This window comes from Streptomyces sp. NPDC007205 (assembly GCF_040634095.1).
In the GTDB taxonomy this organism is placed as follows: Bacteria; Actinomycetota; Actinomycetes; order Streptomycetales; family Streptomycetaceae; genus Streptomyces.
Map to the genome: position 1 here is coordinate 82,635 of NZ_JBEYEW010000026.1, position 23,293 is coordinate 105,927.

21 protein-coding genes and 1 pseudogene are annotated in these 23,293 nt (G+C 70.7%); 9 read left to right on the forward strand and 13 right to left on the reverse strand.

The genetic code is table 11. The features are described from left to right. Window positions 1-102: 102 nt before the first annotated feature. Entirely contained in the window at window positions 103-1,128 is a 1,026-nt protein-coding gene (locus ABZ624_RS31540) for an ATP-dependent 6-phosphofructokinase (protein ID WP_360096544.1), read from the forward strand. Here ABZ624_RS31540 and ABZ624_RS31545 read toward each other — a convergent pair. From ABZ624_RS31545 to ABZ624_RS31575, 7 genes are all read right to left on the reverse strand, one after another. Continuing rightward, window positions 1,125-1,814, reverse strand: a complete 690-nt coding sequence (locus ABZ624_RS31545; RefSeq protein WP_360096547.1) for a helix-turn-helix transcriptional regulator — start codon at window positions 1,812-1,814, stop codon at window positions 1,125-1,127. The genes ABZ624_RS31540 and ABZ624_RS31545 overlap by 4 nt on opposite strands. A 138-nt stretch (window positions 1,815-1,952) precedes the next feature. Beyond that, on the reverse strand, window positions 1,953-2,780 hold the full coding sequence (locus tag ABZ624_RS31550) for a carbohydrate ABC transporter permease (RefSeq protein WP_360096550.1): 828 nt from the start codon (window positions 2,778-2,780) through the stop codon (window positions 1,953-1,955). A 5-nt stretch (window positions 2,781-2,785) separates the two neighbouring features. After that, window positions 2,786-3,649: a sugar ABC transporter permease gene (locus tag ABZ624_RS31555; protein ID WP_360096553.1), complete on the reverse strand. Its 864-nt coding sequence runs from the start codon at window positions 3,647-3,649 to the stop codon at window positions 2,786-2,788. After that, window positions 3,646-5,019 carry an extracellular solute-binding protein gene (locus ABZ624_RS31560; protein ID WP_360096556.1) on the reverse strand — a complete coding sequence of 458 codons (1,374 nt, stop codon included), beginning with the start codon at window positions 5,017-5,019 and terminating at the stop codon, window positions 3,646-3,648. Before ABZ624_RS31560 ends, ABZ624_RS31555 begins: the two co-directional genes overlap by 4 nt. Window positions 5,020-5,242: 223 nt before the next feature. Continuing rightward, window positions 5,243-5,635, reverse strand: a complete 393-nt coding sequence (locus ABZ624_RS31565) for a hypothetical protein (protein ID WP_360096559.1) — start codon at window positions 5,633-5,635, stop codon at window positions 5,243-5,245. Window positions 5,636-5,753: 118 nt separating this feature from the next. Beyond that, window positions 5,754-6,446, reverse strand: coding sequence for a response regulator (locus ABZ624_RS31570; RefSeq protein WP_360096562.1), 693 nt, complete (start codon window positions 6,444-6,446; stop codon window positions 5,754-5,756). After that, complete coding sequence (locus ABZ624_RS31575; protein ID WP_360096565.1) at window positions 6,443-8,071, reverse strand: sensor histidine kinase; 1,629 nt, start codon at window positions 8,069-8,071, stop codon at window positions 6,443-6,445. Before ABZ624_RS31575 ends, ABZ624_RS31570 begins: the two co-directional genes overlap by 4 nt. Window positions 8,072-8,248: 177 nt before the next feature. Between ABZ624_RS31575 and ABZ624_RS31580 the strand changes: the two genes are divergently transcribed. After that, a complete protein-coding gene (locus tag ABZ624_RS31580) occupies window positions 8,249-9,637 on the forward strand; it encodes a cation:dicarboxylase symporter family transporter (RefSeq protein WP_360096568.1) in 1,389 nt (462 codons plus the stop codon). 157 nt (window positions 9,638-9,794) lie between these two features. On the opposite strand, the gene ABZ624_RS31585 is transcribed toward ABZ624_RS31580, so the two are convergent. After that, window positions 9,795-10,412, reverse strand: a complete 618-nt coding sequence (locus ABZ624_RS31585) for a TetR/AcrR family transcriptional regulator (RefSeq protein ID WP_360096571.1) — start codon at window positions 10,410-10,412, stop codon at window positions 9,795-9,797. A gap of 132 nt (window positions 10,413-10,544) precedes the next feature. On the opposite strand from ABZ624_RS31585, the gene ABZ624_RS31590 reads away from it, so the two are divergent. From ABZ624_RS31590 to ABZ624_RS31600, 3 genes and pseudogenes are all read left to right on the forward strand, one after another. Beyond that, on the forward strand, window positions 10,545-12,218 hold the full coding sequence (locus tag ABZ624_RS31590; protein ID WP_360096574.1) for an MFS transporter: 1,674 nt from the start codon (window positions 10,545-10,547) through the stop codon (window positions 12,216-12,218). Window positions 12,219-12,338: 120 nt separating this feature from the next. Further along, on the forward strand, window positions 12,339-13,103 hold the full coding sequence (locus ABZ624_RS31595; RefSeq protein WP_360096577.1) for a DUF2127 domain-containing protein: 765 nt from the start codon (window positions 12,339-12,341) through the stop codon (window positions 13,101-13,103). Continuing rightward, window positions 13,103-13,632, forward strand: a pseudogene (locus ABZ624_RS31600) (SMI1/KNR4 family protein). The gene ABZ624_RS31595 and the pseudogene ABZ624_RS31600 overlap by 1 nt, the downstream one beginning before the upstream one ends. A 33-nt stretch (window positions 13,633-13,665) precedes the next feature. Here ABZ624_RS31600 and ABZ624_RS31605 read toward each other — a convergent pair. After that, a complete protein-coding gene (locus ABZ624_RS31605; protein WP_360096580.1) occupies window positions 13,666-14,559 on the reverse strand; it encodes an aldo/keto reductase in 894 nt (297 codons plus the stop codon). Between the two features lies 1 nt (window position 14,560). After that, on the reverse strand, window positions 14,561-15,469 hold the full coding sequence (locus ABZ624_RS31610; RefSeq protein ID WP_360096583.1) for an NAD-dependent epimerase/dehydratase family protein: 909 nt from the start codon (window positions 15,467-15,469) through the stop codon (window positions 14,561-14,563). Between the two features lie 45 nt (window positions 15,470-15,514). Between ABZ624_RS31610 and ABZ624_RS31615 the strand changes: the two genes are divergently transcribed. From ABZ624_RS31615 to ABZ624_RS31630, 4 genes are all read left to right on the forward strand, one after another. Beyond that, complete coding sequence (locus ABZ624_RS31615) at window positions 15,515-16,030, forward strand: Lrp/AsnC family transcriptional regulator (protein WP_360096586.1); 516 nt, start codon at window positions 15,515-15,517, stop codon at window positions 16,028-16,030. A 58-nt stretch (window positions 16,031-16,088) separates the two neighbouring features. Then, window positions 16,089-16,517 carry a MerR family transcriptional regulator gene (locus tag ABZ624_RS31620; protein WP_360096589.1) on the forward strand — a complete coding sequence of 143 codons (429 nt, stop codon included), beginning with the start codon at window positions 16,089-16,091 and terminating at the stop codon, window positions 16,515-16,517. Further along, window positions 16,514-16,846, forward strand: a complete 333-nt coding sequence (gene trxA, locus ABZ624_RS31625) for a thioredoxin (protein WP_360096592.1) — start codon at window positions 16,514-16,516, stop codon at window positions 16,844-16,846. The genes ABZ624_RS31620 and trxA overlap by 4 nt, the downstream gene beginning before the upstream one ends. Before the next feature lie 170 nt (window positions 16,847-17,016). After that, a complete protein-coding gene (locus ABZ624_RS31630; RefSeq protein WP_360096595.1) occupies window positions 17,017-19,251 on the forward strand; it encodes a UvrD-helicase domain-containing protein in 2,235 nt (744 codons plus the stop codon). 102 nt (window positions 19,252-19,353) lie between these two features. On the opposite strand, the gene glgB is transcribed toward ABZ624_RS31630, so the two are convergent. The 3 genes from glgB to ABZ624_RS31645 all read right to left on the reverse strand — a co-directional run. Further along, window positions 19,354-21,576 carry a 1,4-alpha-glucan branching enzyme gene (gene glgB, locus ABZ624_RS31635; protein WP_360096598.1) on the reverse strand — a complete coding sequence of 741 codons (2,223 nt, stop codon included), beginning with the start codon at window positions 21,574-21,576 and terminating at the stop codon, window positions 19,354-19,356. Further along, on the reverse strand, window positions 21,573-22,967 hold the full coding sequence (locus tag ABZ624_RS31640; RefSeq protein WP_360096601.1) for a maltokinase: 1,395 nt from the start codon (window positions 22,965-22,967) through the stop codon (window positions 21,573-21,575). The genes glgB and ABZ624_RS31640 overlap by 4 nt, the downstream gene beginning before the upstream one ends. A gap of 89 nt (window positions 22,968-23,056) precedes the next feature. After that, window positions 23,057-23,293 (reverse strand): alpha-glucosidase C-terminal domain-containing protein (locus ABZ624_RS31645; protein ID WP_360096604.1); only part of this gene is annotated, 237 nt, incomplete at its 5' end.

A 23,293-nucleotide genomic window follows, 5' to 3' on the forward strand; every position in this document is an offset into this window, starting at 1 on the left:
GGCCCCGGATAAGGCGCCCGTCAAGTGGCTCACCGCCCCGGTGGACGTGGAACAATCGACAGTGGCTCACCGGCACCGACAGCGAGCAGGAGACACAGCACGATGCGCATCGGAGTTCTCACCGCAGGCGGCGACTGCCCCGGCCTGAACGCCGTGATCCGGTCGGTCGTGCACCGGGCGGTGGCGCAGTACGGCGACGAGGTCATCGGCTTCGAGGACGGCTACCGGGGTCTGCTCGACCGGCACTACCGCAGCCTCGACCTGGACGGGGTCAGCGGCATCCTGGCCCGCGGCGGCACCATCCTCGGCTCCTCCCGGCTGCAACGCGACCGGCTGCGCGAGGCCTGTGACGGCGCCGCCGACATGGTCGAGGAGTTCGGTATCGACGCGCTGATCCCGATCGGCGGCGAGGGCACGCTGACCGCGGCCCGCATGCTCTCCGACGCGGGACTGCCGGTCGTCGGCGTCCCCAAGACCATCGACAACGACATCTCCTCCACCGACCGCACCTTCGGCTTCGACACCGCCGTGGGCGTGGCCACGGAGGCCATGGACCGCCTGAAGACCACGGCCGAGTCCCACCAGCGGGTGATGGTCGTCGAGGTCATGGGCCGGCACGCCGGCTGGATCGCCCTGGAGTCCGGCATGGCCGCCGGTGCCCACGGCATCTGCCTGCCCGAGCGCCCCTTCGACCCCGCCGACCTGGTCAAGATGGTCGAGGAGCGCTTCTCCCGCGGCAAGAAGTTCGCCGTCATCTGCGTCGCCGAGGGCGCCCACCCCCTCGACGGCACCATGGCCTACGGCAAGGGCGACATCGACCAGTACGGCCACGAGCGCTTCCAGGGCATCGGCACCGCGCTGGCGTACGAGCTGGAGCGGCGCCTCGGCAAGGAGGCCAAGCCGGTCATCCTCGGTCACGTCCAGCGCGGCGGCGTGCCCACCGCCTACGACCGCGTCCTCGCCACCCGCTTCGGCTGGCACGCCGTCGAGGCCGCCCACCGCGGCGAGTTCGGCCGGATGACCGCGCTGCGCGGCACCGACATCGTGATGGTGCCGCTGGCCGAGGCGGTCACCGAGCTGAAGACGGTGCCGAAGGACCGGATGGACGAGGCCGAGTCGGTCTTCTAGGCGGTCCTGTCCTCGACGGCCGCCCAGAAGTTCGCGACGATCTGCTCGACGAACTCCTTTCCGGAGTCACTGGCGCCCCTGCTGCCGCCACCCCAGCTGAGGGTGGCGGCCATGTGCCCCTGATAGTCGTCGTACAGCTCCTGCAGCACGTCCTCCACGACCCCCTTGCCCACGGGGGCCAGCTTCATCACCGGTCGCACATAGGCCTGCCAGCGGGTGGTGACCGCGCTGTGCAGCAGGTCGGCGAGCTTGGCCTCGCGGCCGGTGACGGCGACGAAGTCGGGCAGGGCCAGACCCAGCACCTCGGCCAGGGCGGCCGACTGCCGCTCGTTGCCCCGCCACTGCCCGCTGTCCTCCATGCGCAGATAGCCGCGCAGGTCCATACCGACGGCGTGGGCGACGTCCTCGGGTGCGACGGCGCGGGCGATGCGGTGCTCGCGCAGGCTCTGCGGCCGGCCCAGCAGTTCGCCCGGGGAACACCACAGCACACCCGCGAGCGCGGTGAGTTCGGCGTGGTCCGGGGAGGTGATGCCGCGTTCCCAGGCGATCACGAGATCGGGTGTGACGTACGGCAGCCCGTACGAGGCCCGCATGCCGTACGCGACGTGCTCGGGGCCCATGCCGAGCGCGGCGCGCAGCCGGCGGGCCGCCGGGGCGTTGAACGGGGGAGCTGAGGGTTGGCGCACCCCGCACAAGCTAGGGGTCCGCTGTCACCATGGCTACGGTCCGTTCCGACAGGATCACCGGTTGTGGGAACGTACAGTTCCGTCCGTTCGGTATGTAACCGGACGGATGTGATGTAACGGAGGGGACACCCTTCCGGCTCACCCCTTGACCGCCCCGCCCAGCGCGAAGCCGCCCCCCAGCCGCCGCGCCACCAGCACGTACAGCAGGATCACCGGGGTCGAATAGATGACGGAGAACGCGGCGAGCTGCCCGTACGCCACCATGCCCCGGTTGCCGAAGAAGTCGTTGATGCTGACCGAGGCCGGCATCTGGTCCGGGGTGAGCAGCAGCATGAACGGGACGAAGAAGTTCCCCCACATCATCACGAACGAGAACACCGTGACGACGCAGAGCCCCGGCCCCATCAGCGGCAGCACGATCCGGACCAGGGACTGCAGCGCGTTCGCCCCGTCCGTCCAGGCCGCCTCCTCCAGCTCCCTCGGCACCCCGTCCATGAAGTTCTTCATCAGCCAGATGGCGAACGGGAGCTGGGAGGCGGCGAAGAAGAGGACCGTGCCCTGCAGGGTGTCGACCAGGTTCACCCGCACGAACAGCGCGTACACCGGCACCATGATCGCGGTGATCGGCAGGCTCGTCGCGAACAGGATCGTCAGCAGGAACGGCCGGTTGAGACGGGAGCGGAACCGGGAGAGCGGATAGGCGGCGAAGGCGGCGCAGACGACGGTCAGCGCGGTGGCGCCCCCGCACAGGACCAGGCTGTTGAGCAGCGGGGTGTAGGTGATGTCCGGGGTCAGGATGGCGTCGAAGTTGCCGAGGGTGAACCCGTCCGGGGTTTTCACCCTGAGGTCGGCGTGCGGATCCACGGAGGACAGCACCACCCAGGCGAGGGGCAGTGCGAAGGCGACGGCCACGACCAGCAGACAGACGTCGGCGGTGAGCCGCCGGGAGGTGCGCCTTCGGGCCATGTGTGTCACACCTCCGTCCGCAGGAGCCGCAGATAGGCGACCGAGAACAGCGAGCCGACGAGCAGCAGAAGCAGGGCGACCGCGGTGCCGTATCCGATCATGCTGTTCTGGAAGGCCTGCTCGTACATGAACAGTGGCAGCGTCTGGCTCTTGTTCCCGGGGCCGCCCCGGGTCATCACCCAGATCAGCCCGAAGACGGAGAGCGTCTGCAGGGTGTTGAGCATGAGGTTGGTGCCGATGGACCGGCGGATCATCGGCAGGGTGATGTGCCACATCCGCCGCCATCCGCCGGCCCCGTCCACCTCGGCGGCCTCCGTGATCTCGGCGGGTATCCCGTCCAGCGCGGCGGAGTAGACGAGCATCGAGAACGCCGTACCGCGCCAGACGTTGGCGAAGGACACGGCGAGGATGGGGAGCGTGAACAGCCAGTTCTGGCGCGGCAGATGAAGCCAGTCCAGGAGGGCGTTGAGCGTCCCCTCCCGCCGGAAGAAGGCGTACAGCAGAAACCCGGCGACGACCTCCGGCAGCACCCACGCCGTGACGACGACCCCGGCGGTGAGCGTGCGCACCGGCTTCGAGGCCCGCTTCATCAGCGCCGCCAGGGCGAGACCCAGGGTGTTCTGTCCGAGGAGCGAGGACAGCACCGTGAACACCAGGGTCAGCCAGACGGCGTTCAGGAACGCGTCGTCGTGAAAGGCACGCCGGAAGTTGGCGAACCCGACGAACGACGCGTGCGCCTGACCGGTCAGCTGCAGGTTGGTAAAGGCGATGTAGACGCAGTAGGCGATCGGACCGGCGAGGAAGAGCAGGATCAGGACGACGGCGGGGGTGAGGGGGAGGGCCCGGGTGATCCGGCGCGGAGGTTTCACTTCTCGACCACTTGGCCGCCGGTCACGTCCTTGAGCGTGTCGTCGTACCCGCTCGCCGCCTTCTCCGCCGACTGGTCACCGGTCGTCACGCTCTCCATGGCCTCCTGAATGGCCGTCGACACCTTCGGGTACGCCGGGTACGCGGGCCGGTAGTGCGTGCTGGACACCAGGTCGGTGAAGAACTTGATGCCGGGCTGGGCGGTGGCGTACGCGGGGTCGGCGGCGACGTCCTTGCGCACCGAGATCCCCGAGTTGGCGATGTACCACTTCCTGGCGTTCGCCTCGGTCTGCAGGGTCCTGATGAAGTCGAAGGCGAGGTCCGGGTTGCCGGCCCTGGCCGGGACGGCCCAGGTCCACCCGCCGGACATGCTCACCTTGCCGGGCGCCTGCCCGTGCTGGGTGGGCATGTACGCGAGCCCCAACTGCTGGGACCAGTCGGGCCACTCGTGCCCGCTGCCCGGCAGCCAGGCCTGCGGCAGCCAGGAGCCGTCGAGGTCGATGCCGAGCTTGCCCTGGGGGAGCAGCTCGCCGTTGACGGTGGTGGCGAAGTTGGGGTCGAGGGCGTCGGAGACGTCGGGGCCGAGCTTCTCCTTGTACACGGTCTCGACGAACGTCAGCGCGTCCTTGAACCCCTGACCCGGCGTGATCCACTTCTTCGCCGTGCTGTCGTAGAGCGGATCGGAGGTGCCGTCGCCGGTGCCGTACAGGAGCATTTCGAATCCCTGCATGGTGGAGCGCTCACCCGCCGGCTTGCCCGTGTAGACGTTGAGCGGGGTGACGCCGGGGACCTTCTGCTTGATGGTCCGGGCGGCGGCGAGGACGTCGTCCCAGTTCTTCGGCTGCCAGTTCAGCGGCAGCCCGGCCTTCTTGAACACGCGCTTGTCGAACCACAGCCCACGGGTGTCCGTCCCGTCCGGAACGCCGTACGTCTTCCCGTCCTGCCCTTGCGCGGCTGCCTTCGCGGTGCCGATGAACTGGCCCCAGTCCGGCCACGTGGCGAGGTACGGGTCGAGGGGCTTGAGATAGCCGCTCGTGATGTCGGAGTTGATGAGGAAGGTGTCCTCGTAGATCAGGTCGGGCGCGGTCCTCGGTGACCGCAGCATCTGCTGCAGCTTGGTGTAGTACTCGGAGTCCGGGGCCTTGATCGGCACGAACTCGACCTTCTTCCCCGGGTACTTCCTCTCGAAGTCCTTCTTGATCCCGGCGAGATAGGTGTCCATCACCTTGACGGAGTTGTCGGTGGACTGCTTGTAGGACACCTTGACCGTGTTCGGGCTGCTTCCGGAGCCGCTGCCGCAGGCGGTGAGCGCCGTGGCGGCGAGAGCGGCGGTGAGGAGGGCGGAGAGGGCGGCGGTGGGGCGCACGGGCATGACCTCCTGAGGGCGCACTGCTGAGTGGCCAGGTGGTTGCCGTGCGAAGGTAAGAGGAGTGGTCTAGTCAGGTCAATGCGCTTGCGCAGGTTTGGAGTTCGCCGATCTCCAGAAGACTTGGGGCTCTTATGCCGAACCCCGCCGGGCGCGGAGAGGCCTGGCGGGGTTCAGCAGGGCATCGTTTGGAAACGCGCCGTCCTTCAGAGCGCGAACGGCAGGTTCACTACTCGTTGAAGGTCCTGCTGCGGGCGATCTCCTTGTCGTACCCGGCGCCGTCCCAGTACATCCTCATCTGGTAGTTGCCGACGTCTTCCACGTCGACACTCGTTATCTTGGCGCACCCACCACCGATGCTGTCGGATTTCGAGGCGATGACGCCCCAGCTGCCACCGATGGCGGGCTTGTACCAGACCTTGCCGACGATGTATCCGCCGCGCCCCTGAAGGTTGCACACGGTGAAGACATCACCATCATCGTGGAACGTCATGCTCCCCAAGCCGTCGCGGTCACGAATGGTGATGTCCGTGTTGGCCGAGGCCGGCGCCATGGAAAGTGTTGTCGCAGCGAGGGCGGTGAACGCAATGAGCCCGACTCGCCTGCACAGTGACTTGTTCATGACAGATGATCTTAGTCGGGTCCCATGGCCGTGATCAATTCATTTCAGCTCACAGCACCATCGGCCCCCCTTGCCCGAAAAGGGTGCCCGAAGGCCGGGAAAACAGGGATATTGGAGCTCACCGCCCCTGCGCCACCCACCGATACACCAGCTCCGGCCTCCCCACCTGTCCGTACAGCGGACTCCGGGCGGCCCTGCCCGCCTCCACCAGGTGCTCCAGGTACCGTCGCGCGGTGATCCGGGAGATGCCGACCGCCTCGGCCAGCCCCGTCGCGGTCAGGCCCTGCGGCGCCTCCCGCAGTGCCCCCGTCACCCGTTCCAGCGTCGGCCCGCTCAAGCCCTTCGGCAGTGCGGCGGGCGACGGTGCCCGCAGAGCCGCCAGGGCGCGGTCCACCTCGTCCTGGCCGCTCGCCTCGCCCACCGCCGCACGGAACTCGGCGTACCGGACGAGCCGGTCCCTCAGCGTGGCGAAGGTGAAGGGCTTCAGGACGTACTGGACGACACCCAGCGAGACGCCCTCCCGCACCACCGCCAGGTCCCGCGCCGACGTCACCGCTATCACGTCCGCGTGATGGCCTGCCGCGCGCAGGGAGCGGGCCATCTGCAATCCGTGCACATCCGGCAGATGCAGGTCCAGCAGCAGCAGGTCCACGGGCGTCCGGTCCAGGAAACGCCGCGCCTCCGCGCCCGTGTGCGCCTTGCCGACCGCGACGAATCCCGGCACCCGGCCGACGTACATGACGTGCGCGTCGGCGGCCACCGGGTCGTCCTCGACGACCAGGACGCGGATGGGCTGCTGCTCGTTCGTCATCTGCTGCCACCCGCGGGGGTGCGCAGCGGCAACCGCACCTCGAACACCGCTCCGCCCTCGCCCTCCTGGTCGGACTCCGCCACCGTCAACGTGCCCTCGTGGCGGGTCACCGCCTGCCGGACCAGGGCCAGCCCGAGGCCCCGTCCGCCGGGCCCGGCCGGCTTCGTCGAGAACCCCCGCTGGAATACCAGGTCGGCATGGGCCGGGTCGACACCGGGGCCCGTGTCGGACACCTTGAGGACCACCTCGGTGTCCGAGGCGAACGCCGTCACCGTCACCCGCGCCCGGACGCTGCCCTGCGCCGCGTCCACCGCGTTGTCGATGAGGTTGCCGAGGATGGTCACGAGGTCGCGGGCGGACAGGCCGGCCGGGAGCAGGCCGTCGTCCAGGCGGCTGTCGGGGGACACCACCAGCTCCACGCCCCGCTCGTTGGCCTGGGCCGTCTTGCCGAGCAGCAGGGCGGCGAGCACCGGTTCGCCCACCGCCGCCACCACCTGGTCGGTCAGCGCCTGGGCCAGCTCCAGTTCCGCCGTCGCGAACTCCACCGCCTCCTCGGCCCGGCCCAGCTCGATCAGCGACACCACGGTGTGCAGGCGGTTGGCGGCCTCGTGCGCCTGCGAGCGCAGCGCCTGGGTGAAACCCCGCTCGGAGTCCAACTCGCCCATCAGCGACTGGAGTTCGGTCACATCACGCAACGTCACGACCGTTCCCTGCTGCTCTCCGCCCGACACCGGGGAGGTGTTCACCACGAGCACCCGGGCCGCCGTCAGGTGCACCTCGTCCACCCGGGGCTGCGAGGACAGCAGCGCGCCGGTCAGCGGGGCCGGCAGGCCCAGCCCGGCGACCGAGCGGCCGATCACCTCCTCCTCGGGGCCGACACCGAGCAGCTCCCGCCCGCCGTCGTTGATCAGTGCCACCCTGTACTGCCCGTCCAGCATCAGCAGGCCCTCGCGGACCGCGTGCAGCGCCGCCTGGTGGTAGTCGTGCATCCGGCTGAGCTCGGTGGCGTTCATGCCGTGGGTGTGGCGGCGCAGGCGGGCGTTGATCACATAGGTGCCGACCGCGCCGAGCAGCAGGGTCGCGCCGGCGACCCCGAGCAGGGCCGTGACCTGGCCCTGGACCCGGGCGCTGATCGCCTCGACCTTGATTCCGGCGCTGACCAGGCCGATGACGTGGCCGTTCTCCTCGATCGGGGTGACCGCGCGGACGGAGGGGCCGAGGGTGCCGGTGTAGGTTTCGGTGAAGGTGTGGCCGTGCACGGCGGGGCCGATACGGCCGAGGAAGCGTTTGCCGATCTGCTTCCGGTCGGGGTGGGTCCAGCGGATCCCGTCCGGGTTCATGATCGTGACGAAGTCGACGTCCGCGTCCCGCATGACCATGAGCGCGTACGGCTCCAGCGCCGCCGTGGGGCGGGAGGTGTGGATCGCCGAGCGCACCGAGGGGGCGTCCGCGATCGAGCGGGCCACCGCGGTGACCTGGCGGACCGCCGCGTCCTCGGCCTGCCGCTGGTCGCTGACATAGGTGAACAGCGCGTACCCGGCCACGACCAGCGCTATCAGCACGGCCTGCATGGCGAACAGCTGGCCCGCCAGGCTGCGGGGCCGGGGGAGACGGGGAAAGCGCATGTCAGCAGTGTGCCTCTCCGGTCCGTGCGGTGTGTCTGTCCGGTCCGTCGTGAACTAAATGAACGGAAGGGTGACCGCCCTCACAGGGCGGGAGATAGTCACGGCATTCCCTGAACAACGCCCGGACGTGAGCCGCACGCCGGTAGTTCGCCGACGAAGACGTCAAGGAGGGCAGTCGTGGCCGCCACAACCCCCGACACGGCACCTGCCGCGCCCCGTGTGAAGCGGGACCGGACCCATTACCTGTACATCGCCGTCATCGTGGCGGTCGCGCTCGGCATCGCCGTGGGACTCATCTGGCCCGATGCGGCGGTCCAGCTGAAGCCCCTGGGTGCCGGCTTTGTGAACCTGATCAAGATGATGATCTCGCCGATCATCTTCTGCACGATCGTGCTCGGGATCGGGTCCGTACGGAAGGCCGCGAAGGTCGGCACCGTCGGCGGTATCGCGCTCGGGTACTTCCTGGTGATGTCGCTGGTCGCGCTCGCCATCGGGCTCGTCGTCGGCAACGTGCTGCACCCGGGTGACGGGCTCCACCTCACCGAGGCCGTCAAGGCGTCCGGACACGACCAGGTGTCCAAGCAGGCGCTGCCGCCGGTCCAGTTCGTCCTGTCGATCATTCCGACGACCTTCGTGTCCGCCTTCACCCAGGAACAGGTCCTGCAGACCCTGCTGGTCGCCCTGCTCGCCGGGTTCGCGCTGCAGTCCCTGGGGCCGGTCGGGCAGCCGGTCCTGCGCGGTGTCGAGCACATCCAGCGGCTCGTCTTCCGCATCCTGTCGATGGTCATGTGGGCCGCGCCGATCGGTGCCTTCGGCGCCATCGCGGCGGTGGTCGGCTCGGCCGGTCTCGACGCGCTGAAGAGCCTCGCCGTGCTGATGCTCGGCTTCTACGTCACCTGCGTGCTGTTCGTCTTCGTGGTGCTCGGCGCGGTTCTGCGGATCGTCGCGGGGCTGAACATCTTCTCGCTGTGCGCCTACCTGGCGCGGGAGTTCCTGCTGATCCTGTCCACCTCGTCCTCCGAGTCCGCGCTGCCGCGGCTGATCGCGAAGATGGAGCACCTGGGCGTCAGCAAGCCGGTCGTCGGCATCACCGTGCCGACCGGGTACTCCTTCAACCTCGACGGCACGATGATCTACATGACCATGGCGTCGCTGTACATCGCGGACGCGCTGGGTACGCCGATGTCGGTGGGCGAGCAGATCCCGCTGCTGCTGTTCCTGCTGCTGGCGTCCAAGGGTGCGGCGGGCGTCAGCGGTGCGGGGCTCGCCACCCTGGCCGGCGGTCTGCAGTCGCACAAGCCGGCGCTGGTCGACGGGGTCGGTCTGATCGTCGGTATCGACCGGTTCATGAGCGAGGCGCGGGCGCTGACGAACTTCGCGGGCAACGCGGTCGCCACGGTGCTGATCGGCACATGGACCAAGGAGATCGACAAGGTCCGGGTGCGCCGGGTGCTCTCGGGTGAGCTGCCGTTCGACGAGACGACGCTGCTGGACGAGAACCAGGTTTCGGTGAGCGAGGCTCCTGAGCCGCGGGAGGACGGGAAGAAGGAGCTGGCCAAGGCCTAGCCGGCCCTTTCGGGGGCTTTCACTCCGGACGTCCGGCCCGGCCTGAACCCGGGCCGGGTGTCCGGTATCCGACGCCGGGCGGCCGTGTCTCCCCCGTACCTCGGCCGCCCGGCGTCCTTCCGTCTACGCACGCATCTCCGCGCATCCACTCTTACGCTTACGCACTCACCTTGGCCACCAGCGCGGTGGCCGCTGAGGCGGGCACGCCCGCCGCGGTCAGAACCGTGACCGTGGCCGAGCGGCCCGCCTCTTCCGCTGTCACCAGGCCGTCGTTCACCGCCTCCATCACCGCGAACACCATCTGCTCCTGCACATAGGCCAGCGCCGGCGCCGGCAGCGGGGAACTGAACACGCCCTCGTCCAAGCCCCGTTGGAGCAGCCGGACCTTGTTGGCGCGCAGCGGGGCGAGGCGGTCACGGATGCCCTGGACGGTGACCGTGCGCTGGGCGAGCGCGATCAGCAGGCGGTAGCGGTCCGCGGCCGCCCAGATCGCGAGGAGCGACCGGGCCACCGCCTCCGCCGGGTCCTCCACCCCCTCGCGCACCGTCGCGTCCGCGTCCGTCAGTGTCTGCACGGCCTCGTCGACGAGGGTGCTGATCAGTGCCTCACGGCTGGGGAAGTGGCCGTACACGGTCCGTCGTACGACACCCGCCGCGCGCGCGATCTGGTCCATGGAGGCGTCCGGATCGCGCAGCAGCTCGGCGAGGGCGACGTCGAGGATGCGGCGCCGGTTGGCGTCGGCGCGGCTGGGGTTACCCGTGGTCATGCCAGTCATTCTGCATGCACTCGGCCAACTTGCACAGCATTGTGCAACGACGTACATTGCACATGGTTGTGCAATTGCACGCCACTGTGCAAAACCTGGACACCTGTCCCCGTCGCGTATCCGAGGAAGGCGACCCCTGCCATGCGACTCGTCATGACCGAACCGGTCGAGAAGATGGAGCGCCCGTACGCCCGGCGCTGGTGGGCACTGCTCGTGCTCTGCCTGAGCCTGCTGATCATCGTGATGGCGAACACCGCCCTCACGGTGGCCGCGCCCGACATGACGAAGGACCTCGGGCTGACCAGCGCCGACCTGCAGTGGGTGATCGACGGCTACACCGTCCCCTACGCCGCGCTGATGCTGCTGCTCGGCGCGATCGGCGACAAGTACAGCCGGCGCGGAGCGCTCGTCCTCGGCCTGGTCGTCTTCGGCGGCGGCGCGATCTTCGGCTACCTCGCCGACAGTTCCGCATCCGTCATCGCGGCCCGCGCCGTGATGGGCGTCGGCGCGGCGCTGATCATGCCCGCCACGCTCTCCCTGCTGGCCGCGACCTTCCCGCGCGCCGAACGCGCCAAGGCGATCGTCCTGTGGACCGCCACCGCCGGCCTCGCCATCGCCGCCGGACCGGTCGTCGCCGGCGCCCTCCTGCGCGACCACGGCTGGTCCTCGACCTTCCTGATCAACGTGCCGATCGCGGCCGTCGCGATCGTCGCCGCCCTCGTGCTCATCCCGCCGTCCAAGGCGGGCCACCACGACCGCATCGACTACATCGGCGGCCTGCTGTCGGTCATCTGGACCGGCTCCCTCGTCTACATGATCATCGAGGGCCCGCACTTCGGCTGGGGTGCCAAGGCGGTCACGGCGGCCGTGGTCGCGGGCGCCGGCCTGGTCGCCTTCGTCGTCTGGGAGCTGCGCCACCCCCGCCCGATCCTGGACGTCCGCCGCTTCGCACACCGCCGTTTCGCCGGCTCCAACCTCGCCGTCGCCCTGTTCTTCCTCGCCGTCTTCGGCGCCTTCTACTACCTCACCCAGCACCTGCAGTTCGTCCTCGGCTACGACGCCCTGCAGACCGGCGTACGGATGCTCCCGCTGGCCGGCGCGGTCTTCGTCGGCTCGGCCCTGACCGGCCTGCTGACCCCGCGCGTGGGGATGAAGTGGACCGTCACGGCGGGCATGGTCGGCGGCACGAGCGCGCTCGCCCTGCTGACCCGGGTGGACGCGGGCTCGACGTACACCGACTTCCTGGCCCCCCTGATCATCCTCGGTCTGGCCATCGGCCTCGCCCTCTCGCCCTGCACCGACGCGATCATGGGCGCCTTCCCCGAGTCCGAGCTGGGCGTCGGCGGCGCGGTCAACGACACCTCGCTGGAGCTGGGCGGCTCGCTCGGCATCGCCATCCTCGGCTCGCTGCTCGCCACGTCGTACGGCAACCACCTCTCCGACGCCACCGCCGGCAGCAAGCTCCCGGCGAGCGCCCTGGACACCGCGCGGGACTCGGTCGGCGCCGGATACGCCGTCGCGCAGGGCATCAGCGACAAGGCGCACGCGCTGGCCGCGCAGGCGGCGAGGACCTCGAACCCCCAGCAGGCCGCACAGCTCAAGCAGCAGGCCGCCGAACTCGCCTCCGGTGCCCGCCAGATGGCCGACGCGGTCGGCTCCTCCTTCTCCTCCGCCGTCGCCCACACCAGCCTGGTCGGCGCGGTGATCCTCGGCCTCGGCACGATCCTCGTGGGCTTCCTGCTCCCACGCCGTGAAGCCGCCGCGCCGGACGTGAAGACCGAGGAGAAGGAACTCGCGGACAGCGCGGTCGGCTGACAGCTCCTCGCCCCCATCCACTAACGTGCCGTTCCTGATCAATCGGAACGGCACGTTCGTGCGTGGCGTCCGTACCTGTATGTCAGTACCTGTATGTCAGTGTGTATGGAGGCACGGGGGATGAAGATGGACTGGGACCGGCGGACCTGCGCGCGGAAGGGGCATGTCACCTACGCGCCCGACGACCCCCGCCTGCGCCTGCGGCTGCACGCCGACACAGCGCTCGGCGAGGTGTGGCGCTGTCTGCGCTGCGGTGACTTCGTACTGGGGGAGCCGCACGGCTCGGGTCCCGCCGCGGACGCCCCGCTGGTGCCGCGCGGCAAGGTGCTGCGGGACCTGTTCATCCTGCGCTTCCTGGCGATCGAACGGGCCGTGCGCGGCGTGTTCATCGTGCTGGTCGCGGTCGCGGTCTGGAAGTTCAGCAACAGCCAGGACGCGGTCCGCAGCCTCTTCAACGAGTACCTCGACGTCTTCCGTCCGGTCTTCCGGCACTTCCACTACGACCTCGACCACTCACCGGTCGTCGGCTCCATCCAGAAGGTGTTCGGCTACAAGCACTCCACGCTGCTGCTGGTGGCGGCCCTGCTGCTCGTCTACGCGCTGATCGAGCTGATCGAGGCCGTCGGCCTCTGGTACGCCAAGCGCTGGGCCGAGTACCTGACGGTGGTCGCCACCGCCGCCTTCCTGCCGCTGGAGATCTACGAGCTCACCGAGAAGGTCAGCTACCTGAAGATCGCCACGCTGGTCCTCAACATCCTCGCGGTCCTCTACATCGCCGTGGCCAAGCGCCTGTTCGGGCTCCGGGGCGGCCGCAGGGCCTTCGAGGAGGAACGGCACAGCGCGTCCCTGATGGAGGTGGAGGAGTCGGCGGGGGTGACGGTCTGATGTCCGCCGGGGACGAGGACGGCCACCGTCTGCCGCCCGCCCTGGCGGAGGTGGCCGCCGTGGGGTTCGACTACGACCATGGCGACGGTGCCGACTTCGAGGCGTACGACGTCCTCGTCCCGGCCGAGGACACCGCCGACTGGCTGCGGCTGTGGACCGGTACCCCGGACGCCGACGCCAGTGCCTACCGCGTGTTCGGCAAGCACGGCACCGGTGGCCGCGCCGCCGTGTGGTGCGCACGGCCGGGGCAGCCCCTGACGGAGCAGCCGGTGGTCTTCCTGGGCGCGGAGGGAGAGACCGGTGTGGTCGCCGGCAACCTCTCCGACTTTCTGTGGGTGCTGGCCGACGGCTACGGCCCCAGGGAGGCCCTCTGGCCCGACCGGGACTGGACCGCCCGCCCGAACGCCGTCCTCGCGGACATCGCCGCCCGGCACGCCGGCACCCCGTGCCGCCCGGCCCCGGAGATCGTGGCGGCGGCCGGGCGCAGTTCCCCTCCTTCGCCGACGACCTCGACGCCCTCTGCCGTTGACTCGACGCCCTCTGCCGCTGAGCGGCGTTCCAGCTACGAAGCCCGCGCGGCCTCGGCGAGCCGCGTCAGCTCCGCCTCCGTCAGGGTGAGATCCGAAGCCGCCGCCGAGTCCTGGACCGTCTCGGGCCGGCTCGCGCCCGGGATCGGGATCACGGTCGGGGAGAGGGACGACAGCCAGGCCAGGCACACCTGCTGGGGGCTGACCCCGCGCTCCCGGGCCACCTCGTGGAACGCGGCGAACCGCGGGGCCGCCGCCAGGCCCGACGACCCGTCCAGCGAGCTGCGCGAGATCCCGCCGAGCGGACTCCACGGCAGGAACGCCAGGCCCAGCTCCGCGCAGAGCCGCAGTTCCGGATCGCTGTCGCGGACCTCGGGGGAGTAGCGGTTCTGGACGGACACCAGGCGCTCGCCGAGGATCGTGCGGGCCCGGACGATCTGGTCGGTGGTCACGTTCGACAGCCCGGCCAGCCGGATCTTGCCCTCGTCGAGCAGGTCGCGCAGGGCGCCGACCGACTCCTCGAACGGGACGGCGGGATCGGGCCTGTGGAGCTGGTAGAGGCCGATCGCCTCGACGCCGAGCCGCTTCAGGGAGGCCTCCGCGGCCGTCCTGAGATGCCGGGGCGTGCCCGTCGTCGTCCAGGTGCCGTCGGCCGGGCGGCCCCGGCCGCCCTTCGTGGCCAGCAGGACGCCGTCGGTGTCGCCGCCGTAGGTCGCGAGGGCGCGGGCGAGGAGGAGCTCGTTGTGGCCGGGCTCCTGGCCCGGCAGGTGGTAGGAGTCGGCCGTGTCCAGCAGGGTCACGCCCGCGTCCAGCGCCGCGTGGACGGTGGCGAGGGCGCGGGCCTCCTCCGGCCGGCCCTCGATCGACAGCGGCATGGCACCGAGTCCCACCGCGCTCACCTTCAGGTCGCCAATCGCGCGGTACCGCATCTCAGTTCTCCTCATCCAGGGTCTCGGCCACGGCCTTCGACAGCCACTGCCGTACGTCACCGAAGGTGAAACCCAGCCCGGCGGCCCGGGAGTTGTCCATGGGGTAACGGCGGCGGAAAGCGAAGGGGGAGAGCCCGGCGGACTCGGTCACCTCGAACCGTACCCCGCCCTCGGGGAGGTGGGCCGCCACCGCGGTGCACAGCTCGTCCAGGGCGAGCAGGCCGTGGGAGGCGGCGTTCACCGGGCCCGTGAAGTCCGCCCCCGCCGCCCAGAACAGGAAGTCGGCGATCTCCTCGACGTGGATGTACGTCGCCGGGTGCGGCACCGGCGGTACGGCGATGGGCGTGCCGGTGCGGATGCGCTGGGCATAGTGCTCCAGCCGGCCGGTGAAGTCGTCGTCCCCGCCCAGCACATGGGCGACGCGGACGGACGCGAACGGGAGGCCGGAGCCCGTGAACACCGCCTCGGCCTGCCGCTTGCCCTCGCCGTAGTGCGCCGCGGCGAATTCCGCCTCGCCCCAGGCGAGTTCCAGGTCCACGGCGACCGTACTCGGATCGACCGCGCTCTCCGGCACCGGCACCGCCGAGTCCTCGTGCTCGTACACCTCCACCGTCGACGTCATGACGTAGCGTCCGGTGCGGCCCGTGAAGACCCGGCGGGCGATCTCCGCCTGGCGCGGGGTGTAACAGACCTGGTCGATGACGACGTCGAAGGTACGGCTGCCGATCGCCTCGGTCAGCGCCCTCTCGTCGTCGCGGTCGGCCACCAGGTGGACCGCTTCCGGCGGCGGGGCCGAAGATCCCCGGTTCAGGACCGTGACCCGGTCACCCGCCGCCAGCAGCCGGGCGATCAGCCGCTTGCCGAAATAGCGGCTGCCCCCGATGACCAGTACCTCTCGTGCCTTTGTCATGGCCATAATTCTCCGGACCGAGCAGGCGGCTCTGAAGGGGGAGACATGGGAGATCGGGCCACCACGCCGAAAGAACCACGGCATCTGCGGGCCGTCGCCGACGAAACACAGGTGGCCTTCGACGCCGTGGACCGGCAGATCCTCCAGCTGCTGCAGACCGACGGGCGGATCAGGCTGAGCGAGCTGGGCCGGCGGGTCAGTCTGAGTCCGGCGGCCGTGGCCGAGCGGGTGCGCCGGCTGGAGGCGGCCGGCGTGGTCGAGGGGTACGGCGCCCAGGTCGCGCCCGCCCGCCTCGGCTACGGCGTCCAGGCCTTCATCCGGGTGAACCCGCACGGCGGCTACAACCTCAAGCACCCGAGGACCCTGGAGCTGATCGACCGCCCGGAGATCACCGAGGTGCACCACGTGGTCGGCCAGGACTGCTGGATCCTCAAGGTCGCCGTCACGGACACCGTCCACCTGGAGGAGATCCTGGAGCAGACCTCGGCGCTGGGCCGGTCGACGACGTCGATCGTGCTGTCCTCACCGGTGCGCCGCAAGCCGCTGCTGCCCCCGGCCTGAGCCGGAAGGGAAAGCACCGCTTGCCTTGACGCCGACGTCAACACCTACGGTCGGGGGCATGCGAATCGGCGAGCTGGCCGCACGGGCCGGGACCACCACCCGCACCCTGCGCTACTACGAGGCACGCGGGCTGCTGCCGGCCCGGCGCGACGGCAACGGACACCGCACGTACGACGAGGCCGACCTGAGGCTGCTGCAGCAGATCCGGACGCTGCAGGACTTCGGGTTCGAACTGGAGGAGACGCGGCCCTTCGTGGAGTGCCTGCGTTCCGGGCACCCGGAGGGCGACTCCTGCCCGGCCTCGCTCGCGGTCTACCGGCGCAAGCTGGCGGAGCTGGACGGGCTCATCGGTCAGCTGTCGGCGGTGCGGGAGACGGTCGCCGGGCAGCTGCGGCGGGCCGAGCGGGCCCGGGACGCGCTGGCCGCCGAGGCGCTGGTTCCGGGGGGCCCGGAACCCGTGTGCGAGCTGGGAGGGTTTTCGCGATGAGTCTGGTGAGCGGACTGGCCGAGGTGACGGACGCGGATTTCGACGCGGAGGTGAAGGATGCGGAGCTGCCGGTGCTGGTGCAGTTCACGGCCGACTGGTGCGGGCCCTGCCGGCAGCTCGCGCCGGTGCTGAAGGACATCGCCTTCGAGAAGGGCGACCGGCTGAAGGTCGTACAGCTCGACGTGGACCGCAATCCGCAGACCACCCTCGCCTACGGCGTGCTGTCCATGCCGACCCTGATGGTCTTCCGGGACGGTGAGCCGGTGCGGTCGATGGTGGGGGCGCGCCCCAAGCGGCGGCTGCTGGAGGAGCTGGCCGACGTGCTGTAAATCCCGGCCCGCTTGCAAAAAAATCCCCCGAGCAATTGTGCTCGGGGGATTTCTCTGCGTATATTGGGTGGTTCGCGACTTCCATTCGGTGAAGGCGCGGAGAAGTTCAGTGAGCACAGTATATCCGGGCGGGAGCGGAATTGTCAAACACCGAATTTCCAGACGATGAATTGCGGCACGAGCAGGAATTCATCGACGGACTGTACGCACGCGTGGACGCCCTGCGCGGCGAGGCCGAGACGTCGGTCACGGACGCGCTCGCCCAGGGCGACAAGCCCATGCAGGCCCGGCTGGAGCGGGACATCCTGGTCGCCGAGCGCTCGGGGCTGCTCGCCGCGCTGAACGCCGTCGACGGCTCGCTCTGCTTCGGCCGGATCGACCTGGCCGACGGCGCCGTCCACCACATCGGCCGGATCGGGCTGCGCGAGGACGACACCGAGCGCACCCCGGTGCTCATCGACTGGCGGGCCGACGTCGCCCGTCCCTTCTACCTGGCCACCGGTCACACCCCGATGGGCCTGCGCCGCCGCCGGCACATCGCCACCCAGGGCCGGACCGTGACCTCCCTGCACGACGAGATCCTCGACCTCGGCGACGCCACCCGCACCGGGTACGAGGACCACAACGGCGACGCCGTGCTGCTGGCCGCGCTCAACGGCGCACGCACCGGCCGTATGAGCGACATCGTGCAGACCATCCAGGCCGAGCAGGACGAGATCATCCGGGCACCCCACCGCGGCGTGCTGGTGGTCGAGGGCGGCCCCGGCACCGGCAAGACGGCCGTGGCCCTGCACCGGGCCGCGTATCTGCTGTACGAGCACCGGGAACTGCTGGCCCGCCGCGCCGTGCTGATCGTCGGCCCCAACCCGGCCTTCCTCGGCTACATCGGCGAGGTGCTGCCCTCCCTCGGTGAGACCGGCGTGCTGCTGGCCACGGTCGGCGAGCTGTTCCCCGGGGTGAAGGCGACCGCCGGCGACACCCCCGGGGCAGCGGCCGTGAAGGGCCGCGCCGACATGGCGGACGTCCTCGCCGCCGTCGTACGCGACCGGCAGGCCCTGCCGGACCCGGTCATCGCGATCGAGCACGACCGTGAGGTGCTCATGCTGGACGACGGCCTGGTGCGCGTCGCCCGCGAGCGCACCCGGGCCGCGGGGCTGCCGCACAACGCGGCCCGTGAGTACTTCGAGGGGCACATCCTCAACACCCTCACCGAGCTGTACGCCGAACGCGTCGGCACCGACCCGTACGACGGCAGCAGCCTGCTCGACGCCTCCGACATCACCCAGATCCGCGACGAGCTCGCCGAGAATCCCGAAGTCTGGTCCGCCGTCGACCAGTTGTGGCCGAGGCTCACCCCGCAGCGGCTGGTCGCCGACTTCCTCGCGGAGCCGGAGGGGTATGTGAGCGAGGAGGACGCGGCAGCCATCCGCCGCCCGGTGACCCGCGCCTGGACCGTCGCCGACGTCCCCCTCCTCGACGAGGCGGCCGAACTCCTCGGCGAGGACGACCGGTGGGCGCGGGCGCGCGCCGAGCGCGAGCGCGAGACCCAGATCGCCTACGCCCAGGGCGTGCTGGACGTCTCGTACGCCTCCCGGACCTACGAGTTCGAGGACAAGGAGGACGGCGACCCGGACGCGTCGGAAGTCCTGTCGGCCCACGACATCATCGACGCCGAACGCTTCGCCGAGCGGCACGAGGAGGCCGACCACCGCAGCGCCGCCGAGCGGGCCGCGGCCGACCGGACCTGGGCGTTCGGGCACATCATCGTGGACGAGGCACAGGAGCTGTCCCCGATGGCCTGGCGGCTGCTGATGCGGCGCAGCCCGACCCGCTCGATGACCCTGGTGGGCGACCCCGCGCAGACCGCCGAGGCGGCCGGCGTCGGCTCCTGGGCGGACATCCTCGCGCCGTATGTCGAGGACCGCTGGGAGCACACCCGCCTCGGCGTCAACTACCGCACCCCGGCCGAGATCATGGAGCTGGCCGCGGCCGTGGTCCGCGCCGAGAACCCGGACTTCGAGCCGCCGAGTTCCGTCCGCTCCACGGGCGTACGACCGTGGGTCCGGCAGGCCTCCGACGACCTGCCCGGCGCGGTGGCCAAGGCCGTCGCCGAACTCACCCCGGCCGAGGGCCGCCTCGCGGTCATCGCCCCGCGCGGGCTGCACCGCCCGCTGGCCGCCCGGCTGGACGGCGTCACGGCGGGCGCCGAGCCCGACCTGACGCAGACGGTCGTCCTCCTCGACCCGCGCCAGGCCAAGGGCCTGGAGTTCGACTCGGTCCTGGTGGTGGAACCGGCGACCTACGGCACGAGTGACCTGTACGTCGCCCTGACCCGGGCGACACAGCGGCTCGGGGTGCTGTACACCGGCGACCTGCCCCGGGCGTTGGCCGAAGCCGCTGCGTAAGCGCGTCAGGGCACGTCCGCAGGGGGCCCGACCGAGCCCTGGCCCCCTGCGGAGGACACTCCTCAGGACTCCTCAGGACTCCTCAGGACTCCTCAGGAATCCTCAGGCCGGCCGCAGCCACACCGTGGCCAGTGGGGGCAGGGTCAGGCGGATGCCGGCCGGGCGGCCGTGCCAGGGCCGGGGTTCCGGCTTGATCACATCGGGGTTGGTGACGTCGCTGCCGCCGTACCGTGCGGCATCCGTGTTGAGGGCCTCGTGCCAGGCCGGTACGTCCTCCGGAACCCCGAGCCGGTAGTCGTGCCGGACCACCGGGGCCAGGTGGGAGACCGCGAGCAGCGGACTGCCGTCGGCGTCGAGGCGCAGGAACGCGAAGACGTTGTCGTCCGCCGCGTCCCCGGTGATCCACTGGAAGCCCGCCGGGTCGGTGTCCCGCTGCCACAGCGCCGGGGTCGCCCGGTACACGGCGTTCAGGTCCCGGACGAGATCCTTCGCGCCCCGGTGGTCGGCCGCGGCGCCGTGGGCCGGGTCGAGCAGCCACCAGTCGGGGCCGTGCGCCTCGGACCACTCGGCGCCCTGGGCGAACTCCTGCCCCATGAACAACAGCTGCTTGCCCGGATGGGCCCACATGAAGCCCAGGTAGGCGCGGTGGTTGGCGCGCTGCTGCCACCAGTCGCCGGGCATCTTCGACACCAGGGAGCGCTTGCCGTGCACGACCTCGTCGTGGGAGATCGGCAGGACGTAGTTCTCGCTGTACGCGTACACCATCGAGAAGGTCATCTCGTGGTGGTGGTACTTGCGGTGCACCGGCTCCTTCTGGATGTACTGCAGCGAGTCGTGCATCCAGCCCATGTTCCACTTCAGGCCGAATCCGAGCCCGCCGAAGCCGCTCGGGCCCTTGTGGTGGGTGGGGCGGGTGACGCCGTCCCAGGCCGTGGACTCCTCGGCGATGGTCACCACACCGGGGCAGCGCCGGTACACGGTGGCGTTCATCTCCTGCAGGAACGCCACCGCGTCCAGGTTCTCCCGGCCGCCGTGCTCGTTGGGGGTCCACTGGCCCGGCTCGCGCGAGTAGTCCAGGTAGAGCATCGAGGCGACGGCGTCCACGCGCAGGCCGTCGATGTGGAACTCCTCGCACCAGTACACGGCGTTGGCGACGAGGAAGTTGCGCACCTCGCGGCGGCCGAAGTCGAACTCCAGGGTGCCCCAGTCGGGATGCGCGGCCCGCCGCGGGTCGTGGTGCTCGTACAGCGGGCGCCCGTCGAACTCGGCCAGCGCCCAGTCGTCGCGCGGGAAGTGCGCCGGGACCCAGTCCATCAGCACCCCGATACCGGCCTGGTGCAGCCGGTCCACCAGGTACCTGAAGTCGTCCGGGGTGCCGAGCCGGGCCGTCGGGGCGTAGAAGCCGGTGACCTGGTAGCCCCAGGACCCGCCGAAGGGATGCTCGGCGACGGGCATCAGCTCCACGTGCGTGAAGCCCATCTCCTGCACATAGGCGGGCAGTTGCTCGGCCAGCTGCCGGTAGGTCAGACCGGGCCGCCAGGAGGGCAGGTGCACCTCGTAGACGGAGAAGGGCGCCTCGTGCACGGGGGTGTCGGCGCGGTGCGCCATCCACTCCGCGTCGGCCCACTCATGGTGCGAGACGTGCACGATCGACGCGGTGGCGGGCGGAGCCTCGGTACGGCGGGCCAGCGGATCGGCGCGCAGGGTGCGTGAGCCGTCCGGGCGGGTGATCTCGAACTTGTACACCTCGCCCTCGCCGATCCCCGGCACGAACAGCTCCCACACCCCGGAGGAGCCCAGCGAGCGCATCGGGAACCCGGTGCCGTCCCAGAAGTTGAAGCTCCCCGCGATCCGCACCCCCCGCGCGTCCGGCGCCCACACCGCGAACCGGGTCCCGGACACCCCCTGACGGGTGGTGACATGCGCGCCGAGCGCCCGCCACAGCTGCTCGTGCCGGCCCTCGCCGATCAGGTGCAGGTCCAGCTCGCCGAGCGTGGGCAGGAAGCGGTAGGGGTCCTCGGTGTCCAGGACGTTCCCCTCGTACGCCACCAGCAGCCGGTAGTCCGGTACGTCCCCGAGCGGCAGCGCCCCCGAGAAGAACCCGTCGCCGTCGTCGTGCAGTTCGGCGCGCAGGTCGTCGGCGACGACCGTGACGGACAGCGCGTACGGCCGGAAGACCCGGACGGCGACGCCTCCCTGCACCGGATGGGCGCCCAGGACGGAGTGCGGGTCGTGATGGGTGCCGTGCAGCAGCCGCTCGCGGTCCGCGGGGGGGACGGCGGCACGGGGGGTGTGCTTCGGGGTGGCCGGCTTCTTGGTCGTCACGGACGAGCCTCCTGGGCGGACGCGGCGAGGCGACGGATCGCCGAGAGTGGTACGGGGAGCCAGTCGGGGCGGTGCCGGGCCTCGTAGACGACCTCGTAGACCGCCTTGTCGGTCTCGAAGGCCCCCAGCAGCACCGGATCGGTGCGCGGGTCGCGGCCGGCCACCTCCGCGTACCCGGAGCAGTAGGCGGCCCGGCAGACACGCGCCCAGTCCGGCGCGGGCGGGCTCACCGAGTGGGCCGCGTAGTCGAAGGAGCGCAGCATCCCCGCGATGTCCCGCACCGGCGGCTGCGGCATGCGCCGTTCGGCCGCCGGCCGGGCCGGCTCGCCCTCGAAGTCGATCAGCGACCAGTCCCCGGAAGCCGAGCGCAGACACTGGCCGAGGTGCAGATCGCCGTGGATCCGCTGGGCCGTCCAGGTGCGGCGCTCGTCGGCGAGGCCGGCCAGCGCCCGGTAGGCCGAGCGCAGCCCGCTCTCGTACGGCCGCAGTGCCGGCACCGCCTGGACGGCCGCCTCCAGCCGCTCGGTCATCCCCTCGACCAGCGACTGCAGCTGGGCGTGGCCGAGGGTGACCGTCGGCAGGGCGCGGGCGAGCGTGGTGTGCACCTCGGCGGTGGCGCGGCCCAGCGCCCGCGCCTCGGCGGCGAAGTCCTCCCCCTTGGCCAGCTCGCGCAGCGCCAGCTCCCAGCCGTCGCTGGCCCCGCTGACGAAGGGCTGGAGCACCGCCAGGACGTACGACTCCGCGTCCACCTCCGCATGCAGCCAGGCGGTCGGTGCGGGCACCCGGGGGCAGCCCTCGCGGGCCAGCGCCAGGGGTATCTCCAGGTCGGGGTTGACGCCGGGCACCACGCGGCGCAGCAGCTTCAGGATGAACGTATCGCCATAGACCACCGACGAGTTGGACTGCTCGGCGGTCATCAGCCGGGCCACCAGACCGGTGCGGATCTCCTGACGCGGGTCCCGCTCGAAACGCAGCCCGCCGATGCGGGCCCGGGTGCGCAGGGCCTCCAGCAGCACTTCGGCGGGCCGGGGGTCGTACAGGGCCTCGTATACCGTGCGTCCGGCGAGCGGCCCGTCTTCCACGTGTCCGATCAGCGCGGACGCCAGCCGCGGGGGCAGCGCCTCGCGCACGCCTATGAGGAGCTGGTAGCAGTCGCCCGGATGGGGCTCGGCGCCCAGGGCGGACGGCTGGTGGACGCGCAGGAGCAGGTGGTAGAGGCCCAGCCGCCCGTCGGGCGGCAGCAGTTCGGTGGCGGCCACGAGGGTGAACCCGGTGACCGGGCGGCCCTTGCCGGCGAACCAGCGCTGCCTCGGCAGCCACTCGCGCAGCAAAGGGTCCAAAGAGGCGAGGAGCGGGGTGGTGGTGCCGGAAGAGGTGACCGTTTCCGCCATGGGCGTCACGTCCTTTCCCCGGTGCACGAGGGGGTGTCACTTGTGCGTGCCCCGGGTGGGGCGGGAGAAACCGCCCCACCACCAGGGTTCTACGCCGCGTTCCCGCGCAGCCGGAACCAGTAGAAGCCGTGCCCCGCGAGGGTGAGCAGGTACGGCAGCTCGCCGATCGCCGGGAAGCGGACCCCGCCGAACAGCTCGACCGGGTGCCGCCCGCCGAACCGGCTCAGATCCAGCTCGGTGGGCTGCGCGAAGCGGGAGAAGTTGTGGACGCACAGCACGAGATCGTCCTCGTACTCGCGCAGGAAGGCGAGGACGGCCGGGTTGGA